Genomic DNA, 25335 nt, shown 5'->3' on the forward strand with positions numbered 1-25335 from the left:
ACTGAAAGCGCCTGATGGATGACGGCAATGCGGCACCACGCGACGTCTTTCGGCTGTCCGCCAGAGAATCGTCGGCCGCCCTATTCGACGCAGGCGCAGCGTGGCTTCCAGGTAGGACGAAACGTCGCCGGCGGTGTTCGATAGGTCAGCGTGATCGTCGTCGTCTTGATCGTGGTCGTGGTCACCTTGGTCGTCTTCGACACGAGCTGGGCGGGCACTACCGGAAGCGGCGCATAGGCGATCCGCGGCGGCTCGGCGACCACCGGTGGCGGCGGCGGAGAGAAACGTCGCATCCGATAGTATCGCCGATCCGCTTCTCGCTCGAAGGCGATGCGGCGGCGCCACTGGTCGCGAGTGGCCGCACGGGCGACTTGCCAGTCGGCGCTCAACCAGGCTTCGTCACGGCAATCCTCGTCCCCGCCGCACATGTCGTCGATCCGACCGCGCAGCCGCTTGATGAGGCGATCCATTCCCCAGCCGGTCGACAGATCCAGATCGCCCACCCCGACCACCGCCGTCCGGACATCGCGATCATAATAATCCGAGCCGGCGGCCGCCGGCGCGATCAGCGCAGCGGCCGACAGGGCGACCGGCACGGCGAGAATAAGCGATCGGGTCATCATGCGACCTCATTTCGTTAACCACATTCCGATCGCATAACGACCCCGAAGGTTCCGCGAGTCAAGCGAGCTGCCCGTCGCGTTCGTCCAATCTGGGGACTTGGCGATCATGTTATCCAGCGCCGCAAACAAAGCGGGGAATATAATACATGCGACGCCATTTGATTCCGTTAGCTGCGGGGGCTGCGGCCATCGCGACGTTCGTGAGCATCGGCTATTCGGCCCCTCCGGCGGTGGGCCCAAAGGCTCGCTATCAGATGGACGTCGCGACCACGTCGGGCTTCGGCGCAGGCGGTGCCAATCCCATGAAGATGATGTTCGGCGGCGGTCGTGGCGGCTCGGTCGCGCACACGCTGATCCTGCGCCTGGGCTCGACGCTGGCGCCGGCTGGCGGGGCGCCGCAGGCGGATCATTTCATGCCCGCAGGCATGCAACTCGGACCGTCGGTTCCACTGACCTCGCCCCAGCCGAGGCCGACCGGAGAGATGCCGGGCGAGATGCGCCGGCCAAAGGGCCGATTGCTGATCTTCTGGGGCTGCGGCGCGCATGTCGGAGCGGGTCAGCCGGTGATCGTCGACTTTTCCAAATTGGGCCAACAGCAATTTCCGCCCGGCCTGTTCACCGCCGACGTGCCGGTCGACCACGGCCCGACGGCCGCTACCTCGCGCACCTATGGAGAATGGCCCAACAGCCAATCCAACAAGTCGGCCAAGCCGGGCTCCTCGCTGATCGGCGATCATCGCGTCGCGGGCAATTATTCGCCGGAGATCAAGTTCGCACTCGATCAGGATTTCATGGCGCCGCTGAACGGGCGAGGCAGCGAGCAATCCGACGGATCGCAGATGCTGAGCTGGAATTCGGTGCCGCTGGCGACCGGCTATTATGCCTGGCTGATCGGCGCACAGAGATCGGGCGGCGAAGGTGCCGATATGGTGTGGTGGACCTCGGCGAGCGGCAAGCAATTCGGCGGTGGGCTGGCCGACTGGATCGCCCCCGACGTGGTTCCCGGCCTGATCGCCCGCAAGATCGTGATGCCGCCCAGCCAGACCAGTTGCCAGATCCCAACCGAGGTGAAGCGCGCGGCCGGCGGGTTCATGATGACCCAGCTCTATGCTTATGGTCCCGAACGTAATTTCGCCTATCCGCCGCGTCCGGCCAATCCGCGGCTGCCCTGGAAACCGGACTGGACCGCGAAGGTTCGCTATCGCTCCAATACCACGGTCATGCTCGGCATACCCGGAATGGAGGATATGGGCGACAATGACGGCGGCGCCGCGAACGGCAATGGCGGCAACGAGGCTCCGAAAAAGAAGTGCAAGCCGCGGATTACGCTGGGTGGGTTCAAACCGTGTTGAGCAAATAGAGGATCACCATGGCTTGCGCGCGATTTACCAATAATTTGGGGACGCGGGGATAGGCAGACTTATGCGCTTCGCCGGTCTACCCGCCTTGCTTATGACGGCCCTGTTGCTGGCGATCTGCTCGCTTTGGCCGGTTCCGGTCCAGGCGCGGAGTGCCGTCGTCGGCGTGCCATTGTCGACATGCATCGCCCCGGTGCGCGCGGGCGACCGACCAGGCGCCATGTTCGGCGCGGCCGCGCGATTCGATTGCACACACCGCCAGACCTGGTTCGGTTCGGGCGATTTTTGGGTGATTTCGCAGCCGCTGGACGCGATTCCGGACATGCAGAACCGATCGCGCGTGCGCGTGGGCAGCTTGTGGCAGGACGCGGCGACGCTCTACGCCCTTTACCCCGATGGTAAGATCCGCGGCTGGCGCTTCGACGGCCGCCAGGCGACCCGCCATCTTCAGCTCGGCGCGATGATCGAATGGCCGCTACCGACCGATATCGGTCCTCCGGTGCGGCTTATGTGGCGCGTCGAGGGAGCGGCCAATCTTCGCGGCATCCTGATCGCTCCGACTATCGCTACAGCGCACGAATCGGGCCAGGCGAACCTGGCAATGGCGGCAATCTATGCCGGATTTGCGGGATTGTGCCTTGCATTGTTGATCTACAATTTCGCGATGTGGGGGGCGCTGCGCTACCCGTTTCAGCTGGCTTATTGCGCGATGGTCGCCGCTTTGCTGCTCTACGCGCTGACGTCCTCGGGAGCGCTTGCCTGGCTCAACCCGACGATGCTCAACAACGATCGATTGCGGCTCAACTACGTTCTGCTGTGCGCGGCGGCCGCCACCGCCTTGACCTTCGCGCGCTATTTCTTCGTACCCGCGGTGACCGCAGGCTGGGTGGGCAAGTCGGTCAGCGCGATCACCGCCGCGTCCGTCGTGGCGACCGCGTTGGTGGCGTTGTTCGCGCCCTGGCACATCCATATCCTCGACGCGCTATTCTCGCTGGCATTCTTGGCGATCATCGTCGTCGTCGTCCCCATCATCCGCCGTGCGCGCGCCGAGCGCAGTCCTTATCTCTGGCTGTTCGCGATCGCCTGGGCAGCACCGATCCTGTTCGCGGCACTCCGATTGTTGGGCAACCTGACCCTTATTCCCTGGAGCTTCTGGCTCGACAATTCGACCCTGGTGTCGATGGCATTCGAAGCGGTCATGTCGACGCTTGCAATCGCCTATCGTATCCGCCTCCTGTCCCTCGAGCGCGACGATGCGCTCGAACGCGAAGTGATCGCCGCGCGGCTGGCCGACACGGACCCGTTGACCGGACTGCTCAATCGCCGCGCTTTCCTGCGCCAGGCGATCGGTCGCGAGGGCAAGCAATCGCTGATGCTGACCGATCTCGACCATTTCAAACGGGTCAACGAGACATTGGGTCATGACGGGGGCGACGAAGTGCTGCGCGTCTTTGCGCGCGTGCTGCGCCAAGCGGCCCCGGGGGCATTGATCGCGCGAATGGGCGGCGAGGAATTCGCGATCCTGAGCACCGCCGAGCAATCCATCACTCCGGATATGGTCCTCGCAAGATTGCGCGCGGCCAGGATGCCGTTCGACCTGACCGTCACCGCGAGCATCGGCGCCTGCACCGGTCCGCTGGTCACCGAGCCCGATTGGAAGGCGATGTATCGACGCGCCGACCGCGCGCTGTTCGACGCCAAACAGGCCGGTCGCGATCGCGCCCGCTTCGCCGCCCCGCTCGCTGTTCGCGCTGCCTGACTTTCGTTTCGACCGCGAAATCGCGACGGATTGCGGCGGTCTCGGCTTGTCGCTGCGCAGCCAAACGCCTATGAAACGGCGGGGAGGCGCAGGATATGCGTAATCGCAGGACGATCATGGCTGTTGGGGCGCTTCTCGCGCTCGTCGCCATCGTGCGCCACCCGACGGCCGATATCGAGATTCTGACCCACCGAGACGGCGATCCGACGCCGCACCGCATTCAGGCAGCGGTCGATCTTGGCGTGGTCGCGGTCAAGTTCCTGCTGACTTGGACCGGCGGCAGCACGTTCGACCGCTGAGTTCGCTTGCCGCCTGACCGGCGGGACGCTTACATCCGTGTCAATGACGCAAGATATGGAAAACCCGTGGCGCGGCAGCGCCTATCGCCACCCAACGCCCTGGACGACCGATTACCCGCCACTGTCGCTCGTCGACATGTTCGAGAATAGCGCACGCGCCTATCCGGAACGGCCATTGCTCGACTTTCTGGGACGGCGATATTCCTATGCCGAGGTGATGGATGGCGCGACCCGGGTCGCCACCGGACTGGCGCGCCTGGGCTATGGTCAGGGCGACCGTATCGGCTTGTTCCTGCCCAACGTGCCGCATTATCTCGCTGCTTATTACGGCATTCTCAAACTCGGCGCGACCGCGGTCAATTTCTCGCCGCTCTACACCGTCGACGAACTTGCCCAGCAAGTGGCGGATTCTGGCACGAACTTGTTGTTCACGATCTCGGCCAGCGCCTTGTTGCCGACGGCGCTCCAGGTGCTCGACAAGAGCCGTTTGGAACGGTTGGTGGTAGGATCGGTGGCCGGCGCCCTGCCCGCGACGAAATCGCTTTTCTATCGCCTGTTCCGCGGCAAGGAAGTGGCCAGGCGGCCAGACGATGTTCGCATCACCACTTTTTCCGCGCTGATCGCCAATGACGGCAAGCACGATTTCCCGGCGATCGATCCGGTGACGCATCTGGCGCTGATCCAATATACCGGGGGCACGACGGGGACGCCCAAAGGGGCGATGTTGACGCATCAGAATCTGTCGGCCAATGCCCGTCAGGTCGAAGGGATGGACCCGCATCCGGGCCAGGAGGATCGCATCATCGGCGTGCTGCCGTTGTTCCACGTCTTCGCCAATACCTGCGTGATGAACCGCACCGTGGCGAATGGCGGGATGATCGTGATGCTGCCGCGGTTCGACGGCGCACAGGTGCTCGCCGCGATCGAGCGGACAAAGGCGACCGCCCTGCCGGGCGTGCCGACGATGTACCAGGCGCTGCTCGACCATCCCAAGCTGGCGTCGTCCGACCTTTCCAGCCTCAAATATTGCATTTCGGGCGGTGCTCCGCTTCCCGCCGAAGTGAAGGCGAAGTTCGAAGCCGCGACGGGAGCCCATGTCATCGAAGGCTATGGCTTGTCGGAAAGCTCCGGGGTCGTTTCGTGCAACCCCTATGAAGGCGACGGCAAGGTGGGCACGATCGGCCAGCCTATTCCGGCGACCGAAGTGCGGCTGGCCGACAAGGAGGATGCGACGCGTCCCGCCCCCGACGGAGAACCCGGTGAGATCCTGGTCCGTGGCCCGCAAATCATGAAGGGATATTGGAATCGCCCCGACGCCGATGCCAAGGTGTTCGTGCCCGATGCCGGCGGCGCCTGGCTGCGCACCGGCGATGTCGGCACGATCGACGCGGACGGCTTCATCCATATCGTCGATCGGCTGAAGGACATGATCGCCGTAAGCGGGTTCAAGGTGTTCCCCAGCCAGGTCGAAGCGATTCTCTATCGCAACGCCGCGGTGAAGGAGGCTTTGGTGATCGGCGTTCCCGACACCTATCGCGGCGAGCAGCCGCGCGCCTATGTGACGCTCAACGACGGTGCCACCGCGACTGGCGACGAGATCAAGGCCTGGCTCAATCCGCAACTGGGCCATCACGAGCGCGTCGATCAGGTTGTCGTCCGGCTCGCCCTGCCCAAAACGCTGGTCGGCAAGCTCAGCCGCAAGGAACTCCTCGCCGAAGTGCAGGCCGAAGCGGAGAGTGCAAAAATCAGCGCCCCTGGTCGCTGAGAATCGAGATTGCCGGACGGCCGACCATCGCGGTCGCGGTCTTCGGCATGCGCGCTTCCAAAGGTGCGAGCCATTTACCGACGCCGCTGCCGATGGATATCTGCGGCTGTGACGGGGTGACGTCGCCCTGTTTTTCCCATTGGGCGATCAGCGCACGCGCGTCCTCGCCCGCCTTGGCCAGGGGTACGGGCTGGCGCAGCGCGTGGTTGATCATCGCATCGCCGAAAAAGGTCCAGTCGCGATCGGCTTCACAGCCGAACGAGGTGCGGTCGGCCGACGCGGCCGTGAACAACGCGGTCGTCTCACTCGCCATGCCGGGCACGAACACGCCCGAATAACAGGCGGACAGGATCAACAAGCGGTTCCTGATCCCAAGTTCGTCGAACATCCGTGCCATCCGCGCCGGAGAGATGATCCCGAACCCCTCGTCGCCGTCATGATAGGCGAGGCCGATCGGCGCGCCGTGACCGGCGGTGTAGAGCACGACTACGTCCTCGTTGCGGTCCATCAGCTCTGCGATCCGCGCCAAGGCCAGCGCGAGCGCGCGAGGGGAGCCGTTGGGCAAGTCGCTCGGGCCGGACCCATCGGTCCCGGCAAGCACGATCGTGTGCCCCAGCGCATTGTAGCGCCGCGACAGCACCTTGCCCGCCTCGCGTGCTTCACGGCCGAAAATCGGATCGCTGTCGAGCCCGACCACCAGAACGTAGGCATCGACCACGCCCCTCTTTTGCGGCTGCAGTCCGGCAAGTGCCTTGTCGAGACGGCGCTGGTCGGCGAGCATCCAGACCGGCGACCGATCGCGATCGAGTTCGGGGCCGAGTTCGAGCGACGCTTCCGCTGCCCCCTGATCCTCGCCGGTACCGAGACCCGGCCAGCCGGTGGTATGCTGGGGCGCGACATAGGCGCTGGTCGCTTGGCCCGTGGCGGAACTCGCCAGCGAAAGGCTAACGGAAAGCGCTACCGCCAGCGCGGCGAAGCGACGGACAAACTGGTGACGCATGCGACCGGGTCCCCGTTATCGTATGTCGAAACGTGGCGTGGCGCGGTGCGAAGTCAAGCGGCGGTATGGTTAGAGCAATGCGGTCAGCGTCCGACCAGTGCCTGATCGCGCAGCCCACGCCACACTTTGAGCGCCTGGACTGTCTCAGCCACGTCGTGGACGCGGAGCAGCTGGACACCGGCTTCCGCCCCCTTGAGCGCCAAGGCGATCGAGCCGCCGAGTCGCTGGTCGGCGGGCGCCTCGTTGGACAGCGCGCCGATCATCCGCTTGCGGCTGGCACCGAGCAGGATCGGACAACCGAGTCCGTGGAACATAGCCAAGCCGTTCAGCAGCGAGAGATTGTCCTGGAGCGACTTGCCGAAGCCGATACCCGGATCGACGATGATCTTCGCTCGATCGACGCCCCCGGCCACCACGGCGGCGATGCGCGCGTCGAGCCAGTCGTAGACCTCGGTCAGGACGTCGCCGTAACCGCTGCCGCCATGCGGCCCCTTGGCCGGGTCGGGCGAGTGCATGAGCACGACCGGGCAGCCGGCCTTCGCCACCACGTCGAGAGCCCTGTCATCCCACAACAACGCTGCGACGTCGTTGACGATCGCGGCACCTGCGGCGAGTGCCGCCTCCATCAACACTGCCTTGCGCGTATCGACCGACACCAAAGTCCCGGCGCGAACGAGGCCGCGAACGACCGGCTCGACGCGCTGCTTCTCATCCTCTTCCCAGACGAGTTCCGCGCCCGGCCGCGTCGATTCGCCGCCGACATCGATTAGCGCCGCGCCCGCCGTCGACATTGCGACGCCTGCAGCGACGGGGTCCTCCTGTTCGCCGCCATCGGAGAAGCTGTCGGGTGTGACGTTGAGGATGCCGGCGACCAGAGGCTGATCGAAACGCAACGTGCGGTCGCCGAGCGTCAGGGGTGCGCGTGGACACGTGATCGCGGCGTGGAGCGTAGCAGCGCGTTCGTTGTCCGCGCCTAGCGTGCGCTCGAATTCGGCGATCGGGACAGTTCGCCTGGCCCCGTTCTCGATCACCTCATAGGCGGCGAACCATTGCATCCCGCCCGCCAGCCGCGCGACCTCGCCGTCGCGACCGATCGGCGTATCGACGAACTGGACGGGGCGGAGATGGAGGTTTGCCATTCACTTGCTTCCGTCATGCCGGGACAAGCCCGGGGTGACGCATTCCTGGCTCGGTATCGCTACGGCTGCGTCGCGAGCAGATAATTCTGACGCAAAGCGTCGATCGGCTTGAGGCCATCAACCGCCTCATAGTGCCAGAAGGTCCAGCCGTTGCAGGCCGGCGCATTCTGCAAGGTCGCGCCGAGCTTGTGGATCGATCCCGCCTGGCCGCACTCGCTTTTCAATGAGCCATCGGCGCCCACGGTCGCCTTCCATCGGCGCTTGCTGTCGGTCAGCACCGTGCCGGGGCTGAGCATCCCGTTCTCGACCAGCGACCCGAACGCGACGCGCGGTGCCGCCTTCGGGCTCTGCATCGTGGTCAGCGCGGATTCGTCGAGCGGCAGCGCCGCCGCGATGCGTTCCTCGGCTGCCTCGATATAGACCGGTTCGCGCTCGATCCCGATCCAGTGCCGGCCGAGGCGCTTGGCGACCGCGCCGGTGGTGCCGGTGCCGAAGAACGGGTCGAGCACGACATCGCCCGGCTTCGAGCAAGCGAGCAGGATGCGATAGAGCAACGCCTCGGGCTTCTGGGTCGGATGGACCTTCACCCCGTCCTTCTTGAGTCGTTCCTGCCCGCCGCAGATCGGGAATTCCCAGTCCGAGCGCATCTGCAGCTCATCGTTGAGCGTCTTCATGCTGCGATAGTTGAACGTGTATTTCGCGCCCTCGCCGGTCGACGCCCAGATCAAGGTCTCATGCGCGTTGGTGAAGCGCGTGCCCTTGAAATTGGGCATCGGATTGGCTTTGCGCCAGACAATGTCGTTGAGGATCCAATAGCCGAGATCCTGGATCGCCGACCCAACCTTGAAGATATTATGATAGCTGCCGATCACCCAGATCGAGCCGTTATCCTTCAGAATGCGCTTTGCCTCGCCGAGCCATTCGCGAGTGAAGCGGTCATAGATCGCCAGACTGTCGAACTTGTCCCAATCGTCGGTGACCGCGTCGACATGGCTGCCGTCGGGACGCGACAGGTCGCCACCGAGTTGAAGGTTGTACGGCGGATCGGCGAAGATCAGGTCGACCGATTTGGCCGGCAGTGCCCGCATAGCCTCGATGCAATCGCCCATGAGGATGCGGTCGAGCGGAAGCTCGCCGGGGACCAGCACCGACGGCTGCCCAAGAGCAACGGCGCGCGCCCTGACCTTCTCGATAACCCCCATCGGCAAACGCTCCCCCGCAATCACTCGCGCACGAAAACCGAGCGCGCGGACTCCGGTCAAGCGAAGTTTAGTTAACGACCTGGGTTACCAAATGGTTAAGGGAGCGGAACATTTTACGACCTGCACGAGATGTTGAGTCGCGAGTTATCCACAGCCCCAATCTATGGGGTGTGGCACAAAAGACTCTTAAAAAGGCAGAACCGAAATTTCCTGTGGCTGCGCCGCTTGGGCGACCGGCGCGAAGCTGCGGCGATGTAGCGGACACGGGCCGTGCTCGCGCAACGCGCGCAAATGCTCGGGCGCGCTATAGCCCTTGTTCGTGTGCCAGCCGTAATGCGGATAGGATTCGGCGTGGGTGATCATGATCGTGTCGCGAGTGTGCTTGGCGACGATCGAGGCGGCTGCGATTGACATGCTGATGCAGTCCCCGCCGACGATAGCGGTCGCCTGATACGTCCAGCGCGGTAGACGATTGCCGTCGACCAGAACGTGACCCGGCGGGCAGCCAAGTGCTTCGACCGCCAGCGTCATCGCCTTCATCGTCGCCCAGTAGATGTTGAGGCTGTCGATCTCGTCGGCCTCGACGATACCCACGCCAACCGTCGCGCAATCCATCAATCGGGCGTGCAGCCGGGCGCGCTCGGCAGCGGTGAGCTTCTTCGAATCGTCGAGCCCGCGGGGGATGCCTTTGGCCGGCAGGATCACCGCGGCCGCGACGACCGGCCCGGCGAGAGGCCCGCGGCCGGCTTCGTCGACGCCGGCGACCGGGGCGAGGCAGAGCTTTTCGTGTTTGAGCCCGGGCATCAGTCAAGCCGCCAAGGCGGATAGCGCCGGTTTTCCCCGGCCTGGTACAGACATACCGGGTTGCCCGACGGATCGGTCAGGCGCGCTTCGCGCCACAACCAGGATTGGTCGGTGGGGAGTTGGTCGAAAGTCACGCCTGCATTCTTTAACCGATCTACCTCGGCATCCAAATTCTCGCATTCGAAAAAGATGGTCGGCCGTGCCCCCGCCTCGACCGACAGCGTCGCGCCACCCGCTGCTTCGAATCGACCATAATGCGCATCGTCGGTTTCCACGATCTGCTTGAGCCCAAGCGCCGTATAAAAGGCGCAGGAAGCGGCATAATCGTTTGTTGGGATCGTCACCTGATTGAGCCGCGCGCCCGGTCCGAGATCGAGCCGGACAGACTGCTGCCCCATCGGCCCGTGCCCGCCGCCCAGGCCGGGCGCATCCTTGATCGCGATCCGCACGAACCGCCGCGCGCGAGCGATCGCCGACTTCCAAGGGCAGCCTCGGGCAAGGTAGGTCGCGATCGCGGACGCTAGCGTGCAGCCGGTACCATGCGTTTGATAGGAAGCGATCCGGTCGGCTCGCCATCGGGTCCACTCGCCAGCGCCGTCAATCAGCCAATCGACGACCTCGTCGCCGTCGCCGTGCCCGCCTTTGGCAAGAACGGGGGTCCCGAGGCGCTTGGCGTAAACGGTTGCCGCTGCTTGCACATCGTCGGCAGGGGTCACATCGAGTCCGGACAAGGCGGCGAGTTCGGAGAGGTTGGGAGTCACCAGCGACGCGAGGCGACCGAGCCGCTCAAAGGCAGCAACCGTGTCTTCGTCCGCTAAGATTGACCCGCTCGTCGCTACCATCACCGGATCGAACACGATCGGCACGTCGAGCGACTCGAGCACGTCCGCCACCGCGTTCGCGGTCCCCGCCGATCCAATCATCCCGATCTTGACCGCGTCGATGCCGATATCTGTCACCACCGAATTGATCTGCGCGATCACCATCTCGGTCGGCACTGTCAGCGCTGCCTGGACGCCCAAAGTGTTCTGCGCGGTGATCGCGGTGATCGCGGTCATGGCGTGGCCGCCGAGCATCGTCACCGTCTTGATATCGGCCTGAATCCCCGCGCCACCGCCCGAATCGGACCCGGCGATGATCAGGACGCGCGGCGTCATCCCCGCTTCCGTGCCTGGGGATAAGAGCCCAACACACGCATCCATTTCGAGTGAAACCCGAGCTCCTCCAGCGCGCGGTCGAGATTCTCGTCGCCCGGCCGTCCCTCGACATCGGCGTAGAAATCGGTCGCCGCGAAGCTGCCGCCGCGCTGATAGCTTTCGAGCTTGGTCATGTTGACGCCGTTGGTCGCGAACCCGCCCATCGCTTTATAAAGTGCGGCCGGCACGTTCTTCACCTCGAAGATGATCGTCGTCATGAACGGGCCATCGCCGGTCAGCGGCCGGCTGCCCCGCGCCAAGGTCACAAAGCGGGTAGTATTGTGCTCGGCATCGGCGATGTCGCTGGCCAGTGTCTGCAAGCCATAGATCTTGGCCGCGGGCGGCGGCGCGAGCGCGGCAACCTTGGGATCATTGATCTCGGCGACCAAAGCGGCGGCGCCGGCGGTATCGGGATAGGCGATCGGGGTGATGCCATGCGCCTTCAGCCAGTGCCGGCATTGGCCCAGCGCCTGGGGATGGCTCATCGCTTCCTTGACGCCGTCGAGCGGTCCGACACCCATCAAGGCGTAGCGGATCGGCAGGAAATGCTCGCCGGTGATGACCAACCCCGATTCGGGCAGCAGGAAATGGATATCGGCGACCCGCCCATGAAGTGAGTTTTCGATCGGGATGACCGCGCAATCGGCGCGCCCCTCCTTCACCGCATCGATCGCGTCGTCGAAGCTGAAGCAGGGCAACGGCAGTCCATTGGGAAAGGTTTCCTCGACCGCGACATGGCTGTTGGCGCCCGGCGCGCCCTGAAACGCCACCGCGCGCTCTGGCTCGCGGGCGGCGGCTTCGGTCATCGCGGCGACGATGGGTTGTGCGGGGGCGGCGAAGTTCTCCATGGGCGGCGGCGATTAGAGAGGTGCCCCCTTAGTAGCAACCCGAGCTTTGCTTGAGCTTCACTCGCCGCGCTCCCGCGCGTTGTGCGGCACCGGCCCGCTCCCCCACCCGACCGCCCAATCAGGATATGTTATGGGCGGTCGGGTGGGGAAGCGGGCCGGTGCCGCTGCGACCGTCAGGTCGCAAACAAACACTCCACCTTGCCCCCCGCGAATACGCTTACTAAAGGGCTGCTACTCAATTCAGGGGCGTACGCGAAAAATCATGTCCGACAAGACCAACACGATCGCTGGCTGGACCCTCGCAGGGTGCTTTGTCGCGCTGGGGGCCACGATCGTTGGCGGGATGATGTTCCACAGCGGCGAGCCCAAGAAGGAAGGCTATCCGGTTGAGGCGGCGGACGAAGGCGGCGACAGCGGCGCCGCGGCCGAAGTGCCGATTGCGTCCCTGCTGCCCACGGCCGACGCCGCCAAGGGCGCCGAAGTCTTCAAGAAGTGCGCGGCGTGCCACACGATCAATCAGGGCGGCGCCAACGGCATTGGCCCGAATCTCTATGCGACGGTCGGCGAAGCGGTCGCGCAGGGCAAGGGCGGGTTCGCCTTCTCCGACGCGCTCAAGGCCAAGGGCGGCAAGTGGGACTTCGACTCGCTCAACGCCTGGCTGACCAGCCCGCGCAAGTTTGCGCCAGGCACCAAGATGACCTTCGCCGGCCTGTCCAACCCCAAGGATCGCGCCGACGTGATCCTGTACCTGAACCAGCAGGGCTCGAACCTGCCGCTGCCCGCGGCCCCCGCGGCTGCCCCGGCAGGCAAGGATGCCAAGGCCGCCGACGGTAACAGCGCGGCGCCGGCTGACGGCAATGCGACCGCCCCTGCGGACGGCAATGCCGCTGCCCCGGCCGCTGGCAACACCGCCGCGCCTGCGGCCAAGAAGTAAGCTTCTAAAATTCGCGACAAACCAGTTCCTCCCCGAGCTCGCTCGGGGAGGGGGACCGCGCACGTTAGTGCGTGGTGGAGGGGCTGGTTGAGTAGCAAAGCCCCTCCACCATCGCTTCGCGATGGTCCCCCTCCCCGAACAAGTTCGGGGAGGAACTCAAATGACTGGGTTCACCGCGCAGTGTCAGCCTGCGCTGCGATCTCTTCCGCGGCGTGCTGCTCCGCTTCGGCAAGACCAATATCCAGCGACCGGTCCTGATAAAAGCGCTGGACGCATTCCCAGCCCTCTTCCGCCGTCTCGCAATAGGTGAAGATGTCGAGGTCCTTGGCGCTGACCACGCCTTCTTCGACCAAAGCTTCGAAATTGACCACGCGCTGCCAGAATTCCTTGCCATAGAGCAGCACCGGGATCGGCTGGATCTTGCCGGTCTGGATCAGCGTCAGCAGCTCGAACAGCTCGTCGAACGTGCCGAATCCACCCGGAAACGCTGCCAAGGCGCGCGCATGGAGCAGGAAGTGCATCTTGCGCAGCGCGAAATAGTGGAACTGCAGGCTCAGCCGTGGCGTCACATAGGGATTCGGCGCCTGTTCGTGCGGCAGCACGATGTTGAGACCGATCGATTCGGCACCGACATCCGCCGCGCCGCGATTGGCCGCTTCCATGATCGACGGGCCGCCGCCCGAACAGACGACGAAATGGCGGCGTCCGTCGGTGTCGACCGGGAAGCTCGACGCCAGCCGGCCGAGTTCGCGCGCAACGTCATAATATCTCGACTTGGCGACCAGCCGCTCGGCAATCTTGCGTGACGTGTCATCGACCGCCGCATCGAGCAGTGCCTGCGCCTTGTCCGGCGCGGGAATGCGTGCCGATCCGTACATCACGAAGGTGGATGCGATTCCTGCTTCGTCGATCACCAGTTCGGGCTTGAGAAGCTCTAGCTGGAACCGGACCGGACGGAGATCCTCGCGGAGCAGGAAGTCCATGTCCTGGAAGGCGAGCCGATAGGCCGGATCCTGGGTCTGCGGGGTGGAGACACCGCCCTTGGCGCGGTCGGCTTCCTGTTTCGCGCGCGGGAAAACGCGCGACGGTACTCGGGTATCAGTCATCCCAGCGCGTTAGAGCAAAGTCGTGACGGATTGAAGGGTCTCATAAATAGTCCCTCCCGCTTGCCAAGAGGGGCTAGCGGCAGAAGCTCTTATGATCGTCTTCGAGGTGCAGATGGTTGTGGTGGGCCGCATTGTAATCGGGACTGAGCACCGTTCCGAACCGCTTGCATGCGGACGTGTGGATTACCTCCAGGAACCGTCGCACATCGTCACTATCCGACCGCCAGTCATTCTCGATCGACACCCGGCGGCCGTCCTCCAGGATGAATGCCGACACATCCACCGCGTTGGCCAAAGCATGGCCCGATAATCGCTCGAACGGGGTGCCGATCGTGTTGCGGCAGGCATAAGTGCCGAAAGTTTCGATCTTGACCAGGCGACTGCCCAGAATTTGGTAGGCGGCGGGAGCGACCGCATTGCGCGTCCAGCCGATGAATTCTTCGGCGAGCCCACAGCGCATCGCCTTGAGCCCGGTGACGGGCACGCCGATGTCGATCAGCTGTACCGCACCGACGACGGTGCAGCCTCCGCCATAATCGCGGTCGGGCAAAGGCGAATAGCGCACCCGTTCGCGAGACAGGTCGGCGTAGCACATCTGCGTTTCGCGGCTGGTCGGCAGGTTGAGCGTGACCGGCGGAGCGCCTGCCGGGCGGCTCGGCGGCGGGGGCAAACGGTCATTGCCCCCTCCGCCAAACAGGCAACCCGACAGCACAAAGCCGAGCAAGGGAACGAGACGCTTCACGCGTATGGATGTGCGCGAACATGGTTAACGAATCGCTAATCCTGCGACGGCGCGTGCTGTCGATCAGGCGAAGGTTTCGGCGTAATCGGGGCCCCTCGCTTGGAGATCGTCAAACTGCGAAATCATTCTGATCAGCACGATTGCCAGCGGTATGTCGATCGCCAAGGTTGCAATGTCGATCCAGCTCGACGCGATCAGGCTGGCGGCGTCGGCCTTGGCAAACGAGAGCCGGGTCGAAACGTTACCGAGCGCGTTGCTCACAAGCCACAAGCCCCACCACCATCGCATGAGCGGCGGCACGGCTACCGAAGTGGGATCGTGAGGACTGACGCTGGCTTGCCAAGTCTCGCGCAGCCCCTGGAAAGGCTTCCACAAAAGGGCGACCGGTATGAAGAACCAACCGACATTCCATCCCGGCGTGACTGTCATCGAATCGGACATCGAATGCGCGTTGGCGTTCACCCGCATGATCCAACGAGCGACGAATATGATCGAGCTCAGCGTGGCCACCAGCAGCGCAACCCCGCCAACGCCAGTTATCATGTCGGCTGTTTCGGCCGCGGGGCCCGTGCCGGATGCGGCACCGTTCAGCGCGGCAATGGTCGTCGCGGCGCCGATCGTATAGACCAGATCTGCCGCAAGCCACGCCAGCACGGCAATAATTGCGGCGCGGCCGCGCCCGCCAGGATCCTTGAACTCGTACATCTTTGGCTCTCCCCCTTGGGTCATGGCTTATCCCCGTCGGCTCGCCGCCGTCCAGCGCATGTCGCTTGACGCGGCGCACAATATCTTTAGGGCGGCCGACGGGCCACGCGGTCCCAACGCCGCGCGCGCTCTCTGCAAGGAGAGACTACATGACTGAACTTACGGTTGCCGACGCCACCAGTGCGTCCATTGCCAAGCCCGCCACCAAGCCGGCTCGCCCCTATTTTTCCTCTGGTCCCTGCGCCAAGCCTCCGGGCTGGGATGCGTCGAAGCTCGCGGCCGAGGTGCTCGGCCGGTCGCACCGCTCGAAGCTCGGCAAGGCGCGGCTGCAATATGCCATCGACCTGATGCGCGAATTGCTGAAGCTCCCCGACACCCACCGTATCGGCATCGTCCCTGGCTCCGACACCGGCGCCTTCGAGATGGCGATGTGGACGATGCTCGGCGCGCGCGAGGTCACTGCGCTTGCATGGGAAAGCTTCGGTGAGGGTTGGGTGACCGACGCGGTCAAGCAGCTCAAGATCGAACCGACCGTCGTGCGCGCCGATTACGGCCAGCTGCCTGACCTGAACCAGATCGACTGGTCGAACGACGTGCTGTTCACCTGGAACGGCACGACCAGCGGGGTACGCGTTCCCAATGGCGACTGGATTCCGGCCGACCGTGAAGGGTTGAGCTTCGCCGACGCTACCAGCGCGGTGTTCGCTTACGACCTGCCTTGGGACAAGATCGATGTCGCCACCTTCTCGTGGCAGAAGGTGCTGGGTGGCGAAGGCGGTCACGGCGTCCTGATCCTCGGGCCGCGCGCCGTCGAACGCCTGACGGAATACACCCCCGCCTGGCCGCTGCCCAAAGTATTCCGCCTCGTCTCCAAGGGTGCGCTGACCGAAGGCGTGTTCAAGGGCGAAACGATCAACACGCCGTCGATGCTGGCGGTGGAGGACGCGATCTTCGCGCTCGAATGGGCGAAATCGATCGGCGGGGCCGATGGCCTGATCGCGCGCTCGGATGCCAATGCGGCAGCTCTGGACAAGATCGTAGCGGAACGCGACTGGCTGGGTCATCTCGCCGCCGACCTGGCGTCGCGGTCTAAGACCAGCGTCTGCCTGACAGTCGAAGGCGCCGACGAGGCGCTGATCAAGGCAATGGCGAGCGCACTCGAGAAGGAAGGCGCCGCATTCGACGTCGCCGGCTATCGCGACGCGCCGGCCGGCTTGCGCATCTGGTGCGGTGCCACGGTCGACACCGCCGATATCGAAGCGCTCGGGCCCTGGCTCGACTGGGCCTACGCCACCGCGAAAGCGGCAGCTTAACGCCTCGCCCCGGCGAAGGCCGGGGCCGCCACGTTTTCATTTCCCAATCCAATGGCCCCGGCCTTCGCCGGGGCGACGGAGACATACCATGCCCAAGGTACTGATCAGCGACAAAATGGACCCCAAGGCCGCCCAGATCTTCCGCGAACGCGGGGTCGAGGTGGACGAGATCACCGGCAAGACGCCGGATGAACTGAAGGCGATCATCGGCCAATACGACGGCTTGGCGATCCGCAGCTCGACCAAGGTGACCAAGGACATTCTTGACGCGGCGACCAATCTCAAGGTCGTCGGCCGCGCCGGGATCGGCGTCGACAATGTCGATATCCCCGCCGCCAGCGCCAAGGGCGTGGTGGTGATGAACACCCCGTTCGGCAATTCGATCACTACCGCCGAGCACGCCATCGCTTTGATGTTCGCGCTCGCCCGCCAGCTGCCCGAGGCCGATGCCTCGACCCAGGCAGGCAAGTGGGAGAAGAACCGCTTCATGGGCGTCGAGCTGACCTCGAAGACGCTCGGTCTGATCGGCGCGGGCAATATCGGCTCGATCGTCGCCGACCGCGCGCATGGTCTGCGCATGAAGGTCATCGCCTACGACCCGTTCCTCAGCCCCGAGCGCGCGGTCGAACTGGGTGTCGAAAAGGTCGATCTCGACGACCTGCTCGCGCGTGCCGACTTCATCACCTTGCACACGCCGCTGACCGATCAGACGCGCAACATCCTGAGCCGCGACAATCTGCTGCGCACCAAGAAGGGCGTACGGATCATCAATTGCGCGCGTGGCGGGCTGATCGATGAGGCGGCGCTCAAGGAAGGACTCGATTCGGGTCACATCGCCGGTGCCGCGCTCGACGTGTTCGTCGAAGAGCCGGCCAAGGCGAGCCCGCTGTTCGGCACGCCGAACTTCATCTCCACCCCGCATCTCGGCGCGTCGACCACTGAGGCTCAGGTCAATGTCGCGATCCAGGTCGCCGAGCAGATGGCCGACTATCTGGTCTCGGGCGGCGTCACCAACGCGCTCAACATGCCCTCGCTGTCGGCCGAGGAAGCGCCGCGGCTCAAGCCCTACATGGCACTGGCCGAAAAGCTGGGCTCGCTGGTCGGACAGCTGACGCACGGCGCCATCGGCCGCATCTCGATCCACGCCGAAGGCGCGGCGGCAGAGCTCAACCAGAAGCCGATCGTCTCGGCGGTGCTGGCCGGGTTCCTCCGCACGCAGACCGACACGGTGAACATGGTCAACGCGCCGTTGCTCGCCAAGGAGCGCGGGATCGAGGTGCGCGAAGTGCGCACCGAGCGCGAGGCCGATTACCACACGCTGATCCGCGTCTCGGTCAAGACCGAAACCGGGGAGCGCTCGGTCGCCGGCACTCTGTTCGGCGATCAGGCTCCGCGCCTGGTCGAATTGTTCGGGATCAAGGTCGAGGCCGACCTGGCGGGTCACATGCTCTACGTCGTCAACGAGGACGCGCCGGGGTTCATCGGCCGCCTCGGCACGTTGCTGGGCGAATCGGGCGTCAATATCGGCACCTTCCATCTCGGCCGCCGCTCGGCCGGCGGCGAAGCGGTGCTGCTGTTGTCGGTCGACGAAGCGGTCGACGCCGATCTCATCGCCCGCGTACGCCAATTGGCGGGCGTGAAGACGGTGATGGGGCTGAGCTTCTAGCCATCTAACTCCCTCTCCCCTTCGGGGAGAGGGTTGGGGAGAGGGGCAGTGCCTAAAAAGGACAAACGCCAGCTAGAAAACGCGAAAGCGATGCGCAGCGAGCCGACCGGCCCCGAAGCGCGCCTCTGGTACCATCTCCGCGCGAAGCGCCTGATCGGGATCAAGTTCTCGAACCAGGTGTTGATCGGCCCTTATACCGTCGATTTCGCCGCGCGATCGCGAAAGCTGGTCATCGAACTCGATGGGGATAGCCATGCGGCGCAGGAACGTTATGACGCGCGGCGAACCGCATGGTTGGAAGAGCAAGGATATCGGGTGATCCGTTTCACGAATTCCGACGTGATGACGAATGAGGCGGCGGTGCTGCAGGCAATCATAGATTCGCTTGCGGCTGCCCCTCTCCCCGGCCCTCTCCCCGGAGGGGAGAGGGAGAAAGATACATGACTCACGCGCTGCTCCCTTCCGGCTTTCACGATCGGCTGCCGCCCGACGCCGATGCGGCGGCGCGGTTGGAGCGGCGTGTGCTCGATGCGGCGCATGCCCATGGCTATGAGCGGGTCGATCCGCCGCTTGCCGAATTCGAGGATGCATTGGCGCATCGGCTGAAGGCGGCGCGCGCGCAGGACGCCGTGCGTTTCGTCGACCCGATCAGCCAGCGGACTTTGGCGATCCGGCCCGACATCACCGCGCAAGTGGGGCGCATCGCGGCGACGCGGATGGGGCACCATCCGCGCCCGCTACGCCTCAGTTACGCCGGATCGGTGCTGCGGCTGCGCGCCTCGGAACTGTCACCCGAACGCGAGCGGCGCCAAGCCGGATGCGAGCTGATCGGGCTCGATACGATCGCCGCCGCGCAGGAAGTCGTCGCCGTCGCGGTCGAAGCGCTCGAAGCGGCCGGAGTGACCGGCATCTCGATCGACTTCACCCTGCCCGATTTGCTGAGCACGCTCGCCGCAGGCCCCCTGCCGCTCGACGGCGTGTCGCTCGATGAGCTCGCCGATCGGCTCGATGCCAAGGATGCCGGTGCGGTCGCGGCGCTGGCGCCGAGCTACCTGCCGATGATCGAGGCAGCCGGACCGTTCGAAGCAGCGCACGACCGTCTCTGCCGGTTCGATGTCGGTGGCGCGCTGCGCTCGCGGCTCGACGGATTGTGGAAGGTGGCCGAGGCGGTCAAAGGCCGTGTCGCGCTGACGCTCGATCCGACCGAGCGCCACGGCTTCGAATATCAGACCTGGCTCGGCTTCTCGCTATTCGCCGACGGCGCGCGCGGCGAGATCGGGCGTGGCGGCAGCTATATGATCGTCCATGAGGATGGCAGTGAGGAAACCGCGATCGGTTTCACGCTGTACATCGACGCGATCGTCGCGGCGGGGCTGACGCACGACGAGCGGCGGCGATTGTTCGTGCCGTTGGGCAGCGATCCGGCGTTGGCGGCCAAGTTGCGCAGCGAAGGCTGGGTGACGGTTGCAGCCTTGGAGGCAGGTGACACGCCCGAGGCGCAGCTCTGTACGCATGTTTTATCAGGTGGTGAGGTTCGCACGATCACCACATAACCCAATCGTCACCCCGGACTTGTTCCGGGGTCCAACGAGCCTCAGGCAGTGCGCCCGCGGATGGTTGGATGCCGGAACAAGTCCGGCATGACGAACTGAAGCGAAGGAATAGCAAGTGGCCAACGTAGCCGTGATCGGCGCCCAATGGGGTGACGAAGGCAAGGGCAAGATCGTCGACTGGCTGTCGGAGCGCGCCGACGTCGTCGTCCGCTTCCAGGGCGGGCACAATGCCGGCCACACGCTCGTCATCGACGGCAAGACCTATAAGCTGGCCCTCCTGCCATCGGGCGTCGTGCGCGGCACGCTGAGCGTGATCGGCAACGGCGTGGTATTCGACCCCTGGCATTTCCGCGACGAAGTCACGCGGATCGCCGAACAGGGGATCAAGGTCACGCCCGAACTTCTCCACGTTGCCGAGACCGCGCCGCTGATCCTGCCGCTGCACCGCGATCTCGACGCGCTGCGCGAGGACGCGCTCGATGCGGGCAATTCCGGGCAGAAGATCGGCACCACGCGCCGCGGGATCGGCCCGGCCTATGAGGACAAGGTTGGTCGTCGCGCGATCCGCATCTGCGATCTTGCCCATCTCGATCAATTGGGACCGCAGATCGACCGCCTTTGTGCACATCACGATGCGTTGCTTGCCGGCTTCGGCAAGCCGCCGGTCGATCGCGAGGCCTTGCTGGCCGAGCTGAGAGAAATCGCCGACTTCGTGCTGCCTTATGCCAAGCCGGTGTGGGTCACGCTCAACGCGGCGGGCGAGCGCGGCAAGCGCATCCTGTTCGAAGGCGCGCAGGGCGTGCTGCTCGATGTCGACCACGGAACTTATCCGTTCGTCACCTCGTCCAATACGGTAGCGGGCACTGCCTCCGCGGGATCCGGCCTGGGACCCTCGCGGGTCGGATTCGTGCTCGGGATCGTCAAGGCCTATACGACGCGCGTCGGATCGGGCCCCTTCCCGACCGAGCAGGATAACGAGATCGGCGAATATCTCGGCACGCGCGGGCGCGAGTTCGGGGTCAACACCGGGCGCAAGCGGCGCTGCGGCTGGTTCGACGCCGTGCTCGTCCGGCAGTCGGCGGCGGTCAGCGGCATCACGGGGATCGCGCTCACCAAGCTCGACATCCTCGACGGGCTCGACGAGATCAAGATATGCACCGGCTATCGCCTGGGCGACAAGACCTACGACTATCTGCCCCCGCACCCGCTCGATCAGGCGTCGGTGGAGCCGATCTACGAAACGGTGCCCGGCTGGTCTGAATCGACCGCCGGCGCGCGCAGCTGGGCGGAACTGCCTGCCGCCGCGATCAAATATATCCGCCGCATAGAGGAACTGATCCGTTGCCCGGTAGCATTGGTGTCGACCAGCCCGGAGCGCAACGACACGATCCTGGTGCGCGATCCGTTTGCGGACTGATCCGGCTTCAGTAGACCCCGAGCAAATTGAAGAGATAGGGCCTGCCCCCGCAGCCAGTGCACGCCAGCACCGGCCACGAGGACAGGCCCATTAGCCCCGACGGACCGCGCCTGGTCGGGCACGATCCGATTGCATGGGGTGGGCTGGGGCTATCAGTGCTTCTTTTTCTTCTTCTTGCCGGTATCCGCCGACATGTCGGTCGACGCTGACGTATCGGACGTCGCGGTCGTATCCGTCGTAGTCGACGGTGTCGTGGCGGAATCGGGGGTTGTGCTCGGCGCCGTCGCGTCGGGCACAGCAGGGGTGGCTGGGGTGGCCGGCGTCGCAGGGGTTGCCGGGGTACCCATCGAGCCAGGCGTTGCCGGCGTAGCCGGCGTTGCGGGAGTCGCCGGGGTGGTTTGCGCCACCGCAACTCCCGAGACGCCGATGATCAAGGCGCCTGCAAGCATGACAAGCTTCATTCGATACTCTCCTGTCCTGAATGGACCGAAGAGGAAAAGGCTCAGTAACTAAAAGGCTCCGTCGCCGGGGGTCGTTACATCCACGGAATCGAACGGCTTGCCGGTGATTGAGCCTCTATCGGGACTAACCGACGGAAACTCAGCCGTTTTGCGCGCGATGCAGCAGCTTCTGGTCGGCCAGAACCAATGCCACCATGGCTTCGACGACTGGCACGCCGCGAATGCCGACGCACGGATCGTGCCGCCCCTTGGTGCGGATGTCGGTCGCATCGCCGTCACGCGTGATCGTTTCGACCGGGGTCAGGATCGAACTGGTCGGTTTGAACGCGACGCGCACACGCACGGGCTGTCCAGTGGAAATGCCCCCGGCGATGCCACCGGCGTGATTGGACAGGAAATGCGGGCCGCCGGTCTGGTTGCTGCCCGGCCGCATGGCATCGGCATTCTCCTCGCCGGTCAGCGTCGCGGCGGCGAAGCCGTCCCCGATCTCGACGCCCTTGACCGCGTTGATCCCCATACAGGCATGCGCGAGTTCGGCATCGAGCTTGGCGTAAAGCGGCGCGCCCCAGCCGGGTGGCACCCCGGTCGCCTCGCAGGCAATCACCGCGCCGAGCGACGATCCTGCCTTACGCGCGTCGTCGACCAGCTTTTCCCAGCGCGCAGCTGCCTTGGCGTCGGGACAGAAGAACGGGTTATTGTCGATCTCGGCCGGATCGAACCGCGCATGGTCGATCGCATCGCCGCCGATCGCCTCAACCCAGGCAAGGATCGAGACTTCCGGAATGACCAGCCGCGCGACCGCACCCGCCGCGACCCGGCTCGCGGTCTCGCGCGCCGACGAGCGACCGCCGCCACGATAGTCGCGGAAGCCATATTTGGCGTCATAGGCGTAATCGGCATGGCCAGGACGATAAGCCTGCGCCACTTCCGAATAGTCCTTCGACCGCTGGTCGAGATTCTCGATCATCAGGCTGATCGGCGTGCCGGTGGTGCGGCCTTCGAACGTGCCCGACAGGATGCGTACGCGGTCCGGCTCCTGGCGCTGCGTGGTGAAGCGCGACTGGCCCGGACGGCGGCGGTCGAGGAACGGCTGGATATCGTCTTCGCTCAGGCTCAGCCCCGGCGGACAACCATCGACAACCGCGCCGATCGCGGGACCGTGACTCTCCCCCCAGGTGGAGAAGCGAAAGACGTGGCCGAAGGAGTTGTAGCTCATTGACCCCTCTCCCCTTGAGGGAGGCTCGGCGCAGCCGAGTGGGAGGGTGAGGGGTCGAGTGCTTCGCGAACGCACGCCACTACGCCGTCCGGATTCCGCACCACATCGTCGTTCGAAAACCGGATCACCCGAAACCCTTCGCTTTCGAGCCGCGCGGTACGCCGCTCATCATAATCCTGCTGATGCGCATGCGTGTCCCCGTCAACCTCGATAACGAGCTTCGCCGCGGCACAATAGAAGTCGACAAGATAACCGCAGAGCCACGTCTGCTTACGGATCTTGGCATCCGCGATCTGACGGTTACGCAACGCTGACCAGAGTTTCTTTTCCGGCTCGGTCGGCTCGTGCCTCACCCGGCGCTGGAATTCGAGCGGCTCTTCGCCAGGCGGTCGCTTCATCTCCCCCTCACCCTCCCACCGCCTTCGGCGGCGGGCCCCTCCCTCTCCCCTAAAGGGAGAGGGGTTATCAATCACACCAATGCGATATCCGGGGCGTCTTCCGCCTTCATGCCGATGACGTGATAGCCGGCGTCGACATGATGGACTTCGCCGGTGACGCCCGAAGACAGGTCGCTCAGGAAATACAGCGCGGAGCCGCCGACATCTTCGATCGTGACATTGCGCTTGAGCGGCGAATTGAGCTCGTTCCACTTCAGGATCAGGCGGAAATCGCCGATCCCGCTCGCCGCCAGGGTCTTGATCGGGCCCGCCGAGATCGCGTTGACGCGGATATTGTCGCGGCCGAGATCGACCGCGAGATATTGCACGCTGGTCTCCAGCGCCGACTTGGCGATACCCATCACATTGTAATGCGGCACGACCTTCTCGGCACCATAATAGCTGAGCGTCAGCAGCGAGCCGCCATTCGGCATCATCGCCGCGGCGCGCTGCGCCACTGCGGTGAACGAATAGACGCTGATGTTCATCGTCATCAGGAAATTGTCGAGCGTCGTATCGGCATAACGGCCGCGCAGCTCGTTCTTGTCCGAAAAGCCGATCGCATGGACGACGAAATCGATCGTCGGCCAGCGCGCCTTGAGAGCATCAAAGGCGGTATCGAGCGCCGCCATATCGCTGACGTCGCAATCGATCAGGAAGTCCGAGCCGAGTTCGGCGGCGAGCGGCCGCACGCGCTTCTCGAGTGCCTCCCCCTGATAACTGAACGCCAATTCGGCGCCCGCCTCGGCCAGCTTCTTGGCGATACCCCAGGCCAGCGAGCGGTCGTTGGCCAGGCCCATGATCAGCCCGCGCTTACCCTGCATCAGTCCGGTCATGCCGCTTCAATCTCCGTTTCCGTTGTTGGACCGTCCCTTACGTCCTTCAACGGCGTTTCGGCTAGTGCCGCGTTGAGGTGCGCGCCGATCGAAATACCGAGGCCGACGATCCAGAAGAACAACAAGGTAACGATCACCCCAGCCAGGCTGCCGTAGGTGAGGTCGTAATTGCTGAGGTTCGACAGGAACACCGGCAACAACAAGGTGGCGCTGATCCACCAGGCCGTGGTGAACGCCGCGCCCGGCCAGCGCGGACAGCCTTTCGCCCGATATTTGCCCGGCGTGACCGACAGAAACAGCATGTAGAGCGCGGCATACATGACGAGCGCGGGAATGATGCGGGACCAGCCGACCCATTGGCCGAACTCGGCCGCCCAGGGGAGCATCCGGTAAATGAATTGCTCCGCCGCGGTCAGCACGCCTTGGATCAGAAATGCCAGCAACGCCAGCACGACCGATCCGATGATCACGGCCATCGATCCCAGCCGATAATGCCAGAACGGCTTTTCGAAGGTCACGCCATAGGCACGGCGGAAGATGTCGCGGATCGTCTCGACGAAACTGCCCACCGACCAGAGCGCCACCAAACCGCCAAGCACGAGCAGCGAGCCGGTCCGCGCAGCCAGGACGTCGGCGATCGGCTTGCGCAACAGGCCCGAGACGCTGGGCGGCAGGGTAAAGAGGAACGAATCGACCGCGCGCAGGGCGTCCGCGCTCTGCCCGAAGATCGACGCGATCGCCGCCGCCAGGATAAAGAACGGAAAGACCGTCAGCAGCGCCAGATAGGCGATGTTGCCGGCATACATGAAGCCATTGGCGAAAATGCCGACGAAGACGCGCTTGGTGACGATCCAGGCGCGCGTCGGCAGCGGCTTCCCGTCCCGTTCGCGATAACCGCGAAGCCCGCGCGCTTCAGGGGAAAGGGGCGAAAGATGCGACATACAGGACCGTAACCG

Annotated in this window: 25 protein-coding genes; 10 read left to right on the forward strand and 15 right to left on the reverse strand. The window is 64.6% G+C overall.

The annotated features are described in order from the left end of the window. Window positions 1-80 precede the first annotated feature (80 nt). Window positions 81-620 (reverse strand): UrcA family protein, encoded by a 540-nt coding sequence (locus tag Q0L25_RS02955; RefSeq protein WP_296611444.1) that lies wholly within the window; start codon window positions 618-620, stop codon window positions 81-83. Between the two features lie 149 nt (window positions 621-769). On the opposite strand from Q0L25_RS02955, the gene Q0L25_RS02960 reads away from it, so the two are divergent. The 4 genes from Q0L25_RS02960 to Q0L25_RS02975 all read left to right on the forward strand — a co-directional run bounded on the left by Q0L25_RS02960 (window position 770) and on the right by Q0L25_RS02975 (window position 5804). Continuing rightward, the gene (locus Q0L25_RS02960) at window positions 770-1975 is read left to right on the forward strand and encodes a hypothetical protein (protein WP_296611445.1); all 1206 of its coding nucleotides are present in this window, start codon (window positions 770-772) and stop codon (window positions 1973-1975) included. A 100-nt stretch (window positions 1976-2075) separates the two neighbouring features. Then, a complete protein-coding gene (locus tag Q0L25_RS02965) occupies window positions 2076-3740 on the forward strand; it encodes a diguanylate cyclase (protein ID WP_296611447.1) in 1665 nt (554 codons plus the stop codon). A gap of 95 nt (window positions 3741-3835) precedes the next feature. Beyond that, entirely contained in the window at window positions 3836-4039 is a 204-nt protein-coding gene (locus Q0L25_RS02970; protein ID WP_296611448.1) for a hypothetical protein, read from the forward strand. A gap of 43 nt (window positions 4040-4082) precedes the next feature. Further along, on the forward strand, window positions 4083-5804 hold the full coding sequence (locus Q0L25_RS02975) for a long-chain fatty acid--CoA ligase (protein WP_296611450.1): 1722 nt from the start codon (window positions 4083-4085) through the stop codon (window positions 5802-5804). Here Q0L25_RS02975 and Q0L25_RS02980 read toward each other — a convergent pair. The 6 genes from Q0L25_RS02980 to Q0L25_RS03005 form a co-directional block, all read right to left on the reverse strand. Next, window positions 5785-6804 carry a C13 family peptidase gene (locus Q0L25_RS02980; RefSeq protein WP_296611451.1) on the reverse strand — a complete coding sequence of 340 codons (1020 nt, stop codon included), beginning with the start codon at window positions 6802-6804 and terminating at the stop codon, window positions 5785-5787. The genes Q0L25_RS02975 and Q0L25_RS02980 overlap by 20 nt on opposite strands. 83 nt (window positions 6805-6887) lie before the next feature. After that, window positions 6888-7943, reverse strand: a complete 1056-nt coding sequence (gene folP / locus Q0L25_RS02985; RefSeq protein WP_296611454.1) for a dihydropteroate synthase — start codon at window positions 7941-7943, stop codon at window positions 6888-6890. Between the two features lie 59 nt (window positions 7944-8002). Continuing rightward, window positions 8003-9145, reverse strand: a complete 1143-nt coding sequence (locus tag Q0L25_RS02990) for a site-specific DNA-methyltransferase (protein ID WP_296611455.1) — start codon at window positions 9143-9145, stop codon at window positions 8003-8005. A 186-nt stretch (window positions 9146-9331) separates the two neighbouring features. Then, window positions 9332-9949, reverse strand: a complete 618-nt coding sequence (locus Q0L25_RS02995) for a ribonuclease HII (RefSeq protein WP_296611457.1) — start codon at window positions 9947-9949, stop codon at window positions 9332-9334. Next, window positions 9949-11106: a bifunctional hydroxymethylpyrimidine kinase/phosphomethylpyrimidine kinase gene (gene thiD / locus Q0L25_RS03000; RefSeq protein ID WP_296611458.1), complete on the reverse strand. Its 1158-nt coding sequence runs from the start codon at window positions 11104-11106 to the stop codon at window positions 9949-9951. The genes Q0L25_RS02995 and thiD overlap by 1 nt, the downstream gene beginning before the upstream one ends. Next, window positions 11103-11993: a prephenate dehydratase gene (locus Q0L25_RS03005; protein ID WP_296611460.1), complete on the reverse strand. Its 891-nt coding sequence runs from the start codon at window positions 11991-11993 to the stop codon at window positions 11103-11105. Before Q0L25_RS03005 ends, thiD begins: the two co-directional genes overlap by 4 nt. Window positions 11994-12255: 262 nt before the next feature. Between Q0L25_RS03005 and Q0L25_RS03010 the strand changes: the two genes are divergently transcribed. After that, on the forward strand, window positions 12256-12927 hold the full coding sequence (locus tag Q0L25_RS03010; protein ID WP_296611461.1) for a cytochrome c family protein: 672 nt from the start codon (window positions 12256-12258) through the stop codon (window positions 12925-12927). A 170-nt stretch (window positions 12928-13097) separates the two neighbouring features. Here Q0L25_RS03010 and Q0L25_RS03015 read toward each other — a convergent pair whose 3' ends face one another. The 3 genes from Q0L25_RS03015 to Q0L25_RS03025 form a co-directional block, all read right to left on the reverse strand. Continuing rightward, complete coding sequence (locus tag Q0L25_RS03015) at window positions 13098-14033, reverse strand: TIGR00730 family Rossman fold protein (RefSeq protein ID WP_296611463.1); 936 nt, start codon at window positions 14031-14033, stop codon at window positions 13098-13100. Between the two features lie 73 nt (window positions 14034-14106). After that, the gene (locus tag Q0L25_RS03020) at window positions 14107-14775 is read right to left on the reverse strand and encodes an extensin family protein (RefSeq protein WP_296611464.1); all 669 of its coding nucleotides are present in this window, start codon (window positions 14773-14775) and stop codon (window positions 14107-14109) included. Window positions 14776-14838: 63 nt separating this feature from the next. Then, complete coding sequence (locus tag Q0L25_RS03025) at window positions 14839-15480, reverse strand: DUF4328 domain-containing protein (RefSeq protein ID WP_296611466.1); 642 nt, start codon at window positions 15478-15480, stop codon at window positions 14839-14841. A gap of 149 nt (window positions 15481-15629) precedes the next feature. On the opposite strand from Q0L25_RS03025, the gene Q0L25_RS03030 reads away from it, so the two are divergent. From Q0L25_RS03030 to Q0L25_RS03050, 5 genes are all read left to right on the forward strand, one after another. Then, window positions 15630-16793: a phosphoserine transaminase gene (locus tag Q0L25_RS03030; RefSeq protein ID WP_296611467.1), complete on the forward strand. Its 1164-nt coding sequence runs from the start codon at window positions 15630-15632 to the stop codon at window positions 16791-16793. Between the two features lie 88 nt (window positions 16794-16881). Then, entirely contained in the window at window positions 16882-18459 is a 1578-nt protein-coding gene (gene serA, locus Q0L25_RS03035; protein WP_296611469.1) for a phosphoglycerate dehydrogenase, read from the forward strand. A 48-nt stretch (window positions 18460-18507) separates the two neighbouring features. Next, window positions 18508-18903, forward strand: a complete 396-nt coding sequence (locus tag Q0L25_RS03040) for an endonuclease domain-containing protein (RefSeq protein WP_296611470.1) — start codon at window positions 18508-18510, stop codon at window positions 18901-18903. Continuing rightward, window positions 18900-20012, forward strand: coding sequence for an ATP phosphoribosyltransferase regulatory subunit (locus Q0L25_RS03045; protein WP_296611472.1), 1113 nt, complete (start codon window positions 18900-18902; stop codon window positions 20010-20012). Before Q0L25_RS03040 ends, Q0L25_RS03045 begins: the two co-directional genes overlap by 4 nt. A 115-nt stretch (window positions 20013-20127) precedes the next feature. Next, the gene (locus Q0L25_RS03050) at window positions 20128-21429 is read left to right on the forward strand and encodes an adenylosuccinate synthase (RefSeq protein WP_296611473.1); all 1302 of its coding nucleotides are present in this window, start codon (window positions 20128-20130) and stop codon (window positions 21427-21429) included. Between the two features lie 152 nt (window positions 21430-21581). Here the strand turns inward: Q0L25_RS03050 and Q0L25_RS03055 are convergent, their stop codons facing one another. From Q0L25_RS03055 to Q0L25_RS03075, 5 genes are all read right to left on the reverse strand, one after another. Then, entirely contained in the window at window positions 21582-21890 is a 309-nt protein-coding gene (locus tag Q0L25_RS03055; protein ID WP_296611475.1) for a hypothetical protein, read from the reverse strand. 139 nt (window positions 21891-22029) lie between these two features. Then, window positions 22030-23106 carry a chorismate synthase gene (aroC, locus tag Q0L25_RS03060; RefSeq protein ID WP_296611477.1) on the reverse strand — a complete coding sequence of 359 codons (1077 nt, stop codon included), beginning with the start codon at window positions 23104-23106 and terminating at the stop codon, window positions 22030-22032. Continuing rightward, on the reverse strand, window positions 23103-23504 hold the full coding sequence (locus tag Q0L25_RS03065) for an endonuclease domain-containing protein (RefSeq protein WP_296611479.1): 402 nt from the start codon (window positions 23502-23504) through the stop codon (window positions 23103-23105). The genes aroC and Q0L25_RS03065 overlap by 4 nt, the downstream gene beginning before the upstream one ends. 71 nt (window positions 23505-23575) lie before the next feature. Next, a complete protein-coding gene (gene fabI / locus Q0L25_RS03070) occupies window positions 23576-24379 on the reverse strand; it encodes an enoyl-ACP reductase FabI (protein WP_296611481.1) in 804 nt (267 codons plus the stop codon). Next, window positions 24376-25320, reverse strand: coding sequence for a YihY/virulence factor BrkB family protein (locus Q0L25_RS03075; protein ID WP_296611483.1), 945 nt, complete (start codon window positions 25318-25320; stop codon window positions 24376-24378). The genes fabI and Q0L25_RS03075 overlap by 4 nt, the downstream gene beginning before the upstream one ends. Window positions 25321-25335: the final 15 nt, after the last annotated feature.

The organism is Sphingomonas sp., from assembly GCF_024508665.1.
GTDB lineage: Bacteria > Pseudomonadota > Alphaproteobacteria > Sphingomonadales > Sphingomonadaceae > Sphingomonas.

Excerpts from the sequence above, each read along its gene's own strand:
- Q0L25_RS02990 (WP_296611455.1), bottom strand. The coding sequence starts at position 9,145 with ATGGGGGTTATCGAGAAGGTCAGGGCGCGCGCCGTTGCTCTTGGGCAG.
- Q0L25_RS02960 (WP_296611445.1), top strand. The coding sequence starts at position 770 with ATGCGACGCCATTTGATTCCGTTAGCTGCGGGGGCTGCGGCCATCGCG.
- Q0L25_RS02965 (WP_296611447.1), top strand. The coding sequence starts at position 2,076 with ATGACGGCCCTGTTGCTGGCGATCTGCTCGCTTTGGCCGGTTCCGGTC.
- Q0L25_RS03025 (WP_296611466.1), bottom strand. The coding sequence starts at position 15,480 with ATGTACGAGTTCAAGGATCCTGGCGGGCGCGGCCGCGCCGCAATTATT.
- Q0L25_RS02975 (WP_296611450.1), top strand. The coding sequence starts at position 4,083 with ATGACGCAAGATATGGAAAACCCGTGGCGCGGCAGCGCCTATCGCCAC.
- Q0L25_RS02970 (WP_296611448.1), top strand. The coding sequence starts at position 3,836 with ATGCGTAATCGCAGGACGATCATGGCTGTTGGGGCGCTTCTCGCGCTC.
- Q0L25_RS03010 (WP_296611461.1), top strand. The coding sequence starts at position 12,256 with ATGTCCGACAAGACCAACACGATCGCTGGCTGGACCCTCGCAGGGTGC.
- Q0L25_RS03045 (WP_296611472.1), top strand. The coding sequence starts at position 18,900 with ATGACTCACGCGCTGCTCCCTTCCGGCTTTCACGATCGGCTGCCGCCC.
- serA (WP_296611469.1), top strand. The coding sequence starts at position 16,882 with ATGCCCAAGGTACTGATCAGCGACAAAATGGACCCCAAGGCCGCCCAG.
- Q0L25_RS02955 (WP_296611444.1), bottom strand. The coding sequence starts at position 620 with ATGACCCGATCGCTTATTCTCGCCGTGCCGGTCGCCCTGTCGGCCGCT.
- Q0L25_RS03065 (WP_296611479.1), bottom strand. The coding sequence starts at position 23,504 with ATGAAGCGACCGCCTGGCGAAGAGCCGCTCGAATTCCAGCGCCGGGTG.
- folP (WP_296611454.1), bottom strand. The coding sequence starts at position 7,943 with ATGGCAAACCTCCATCTCCGCCCCGTCCAGTTCGTCGATACGCCGATC.
- Q0L25_RS03005 (WP_296611460.1), bottom strand. The coding sequence starts at position 11,993 with ATGGAGAACTTCGCCGCCCCCGCACAACCCATCGTCGCCGCGATGACC.
- Q0L25_RS03055 (WP_296611475.1), bottom strand. The coding sequence starts at position 21,890 with ATGAAGCTTGTCATGCTTGCAGGCGCCTTGATCATCGGCGTCTCGGGA.
- Q0L25_RS03030 (WP_296611467.1), top strand. The coding sequence starts at position 15,630 with ATGACTGAACTTACGGTTGCCGACGCCACCAGTGCGTCCATTGCCAAG.
- Q0L25_RS02995 (WP_296611457.1), bottom strand. The coding sequence starts at position 9,949 with ATGCCCGGGCTCAAACACGAAAAGCTCTGCCTCGCCCCGGTCGCCGGC.
- Q0L25_RS02980 (WP_296611451.1), bottom strand. The coding sequence starts at position 6,804 with ATGCGTCACCAGTTTGTCCGTCGCTTCGCCGCGCTGGCGGTAGCGCTT.
- Q0L25_RS03015 (WP_296611463.1), bottom strand. The coding sequence starts at position 14,033 with ATGACTGATACCCGAGTACCGTCGCGCGTTTTCCCGCGCGCGAAACAG.
- Q0L25_RS03075 (WP_296611483.1), bottom strand. The coding sequence starts at position 25,320 with ATGTCGCATCTTTCGCCCCTTTCCCCTGAAGCGCGCGGGCTTCGCGGT.
- fabI (WP_296611481.1), bottom strand. The coding sequence starts at position 24,379 with ATGACCGGACTGATGCAGGGTAAGCGCGGGCTGATCATGGGCCTGGCC.
- aroC (WP_296611477.1), bottom strand. The coding sequence starts at position 23,106 with ATGAGCTACAACTCCTTCGGCCACGTCTTTCGCTTCTCCACCTGGGGG.
- thiD (WP_296611458.1), bottom strand. The coding sequence starts at position 11,106 with ATGACGCCGCGCGTCCTGATCATCGCCGGGTCCGATTCGGGCGGTGGC.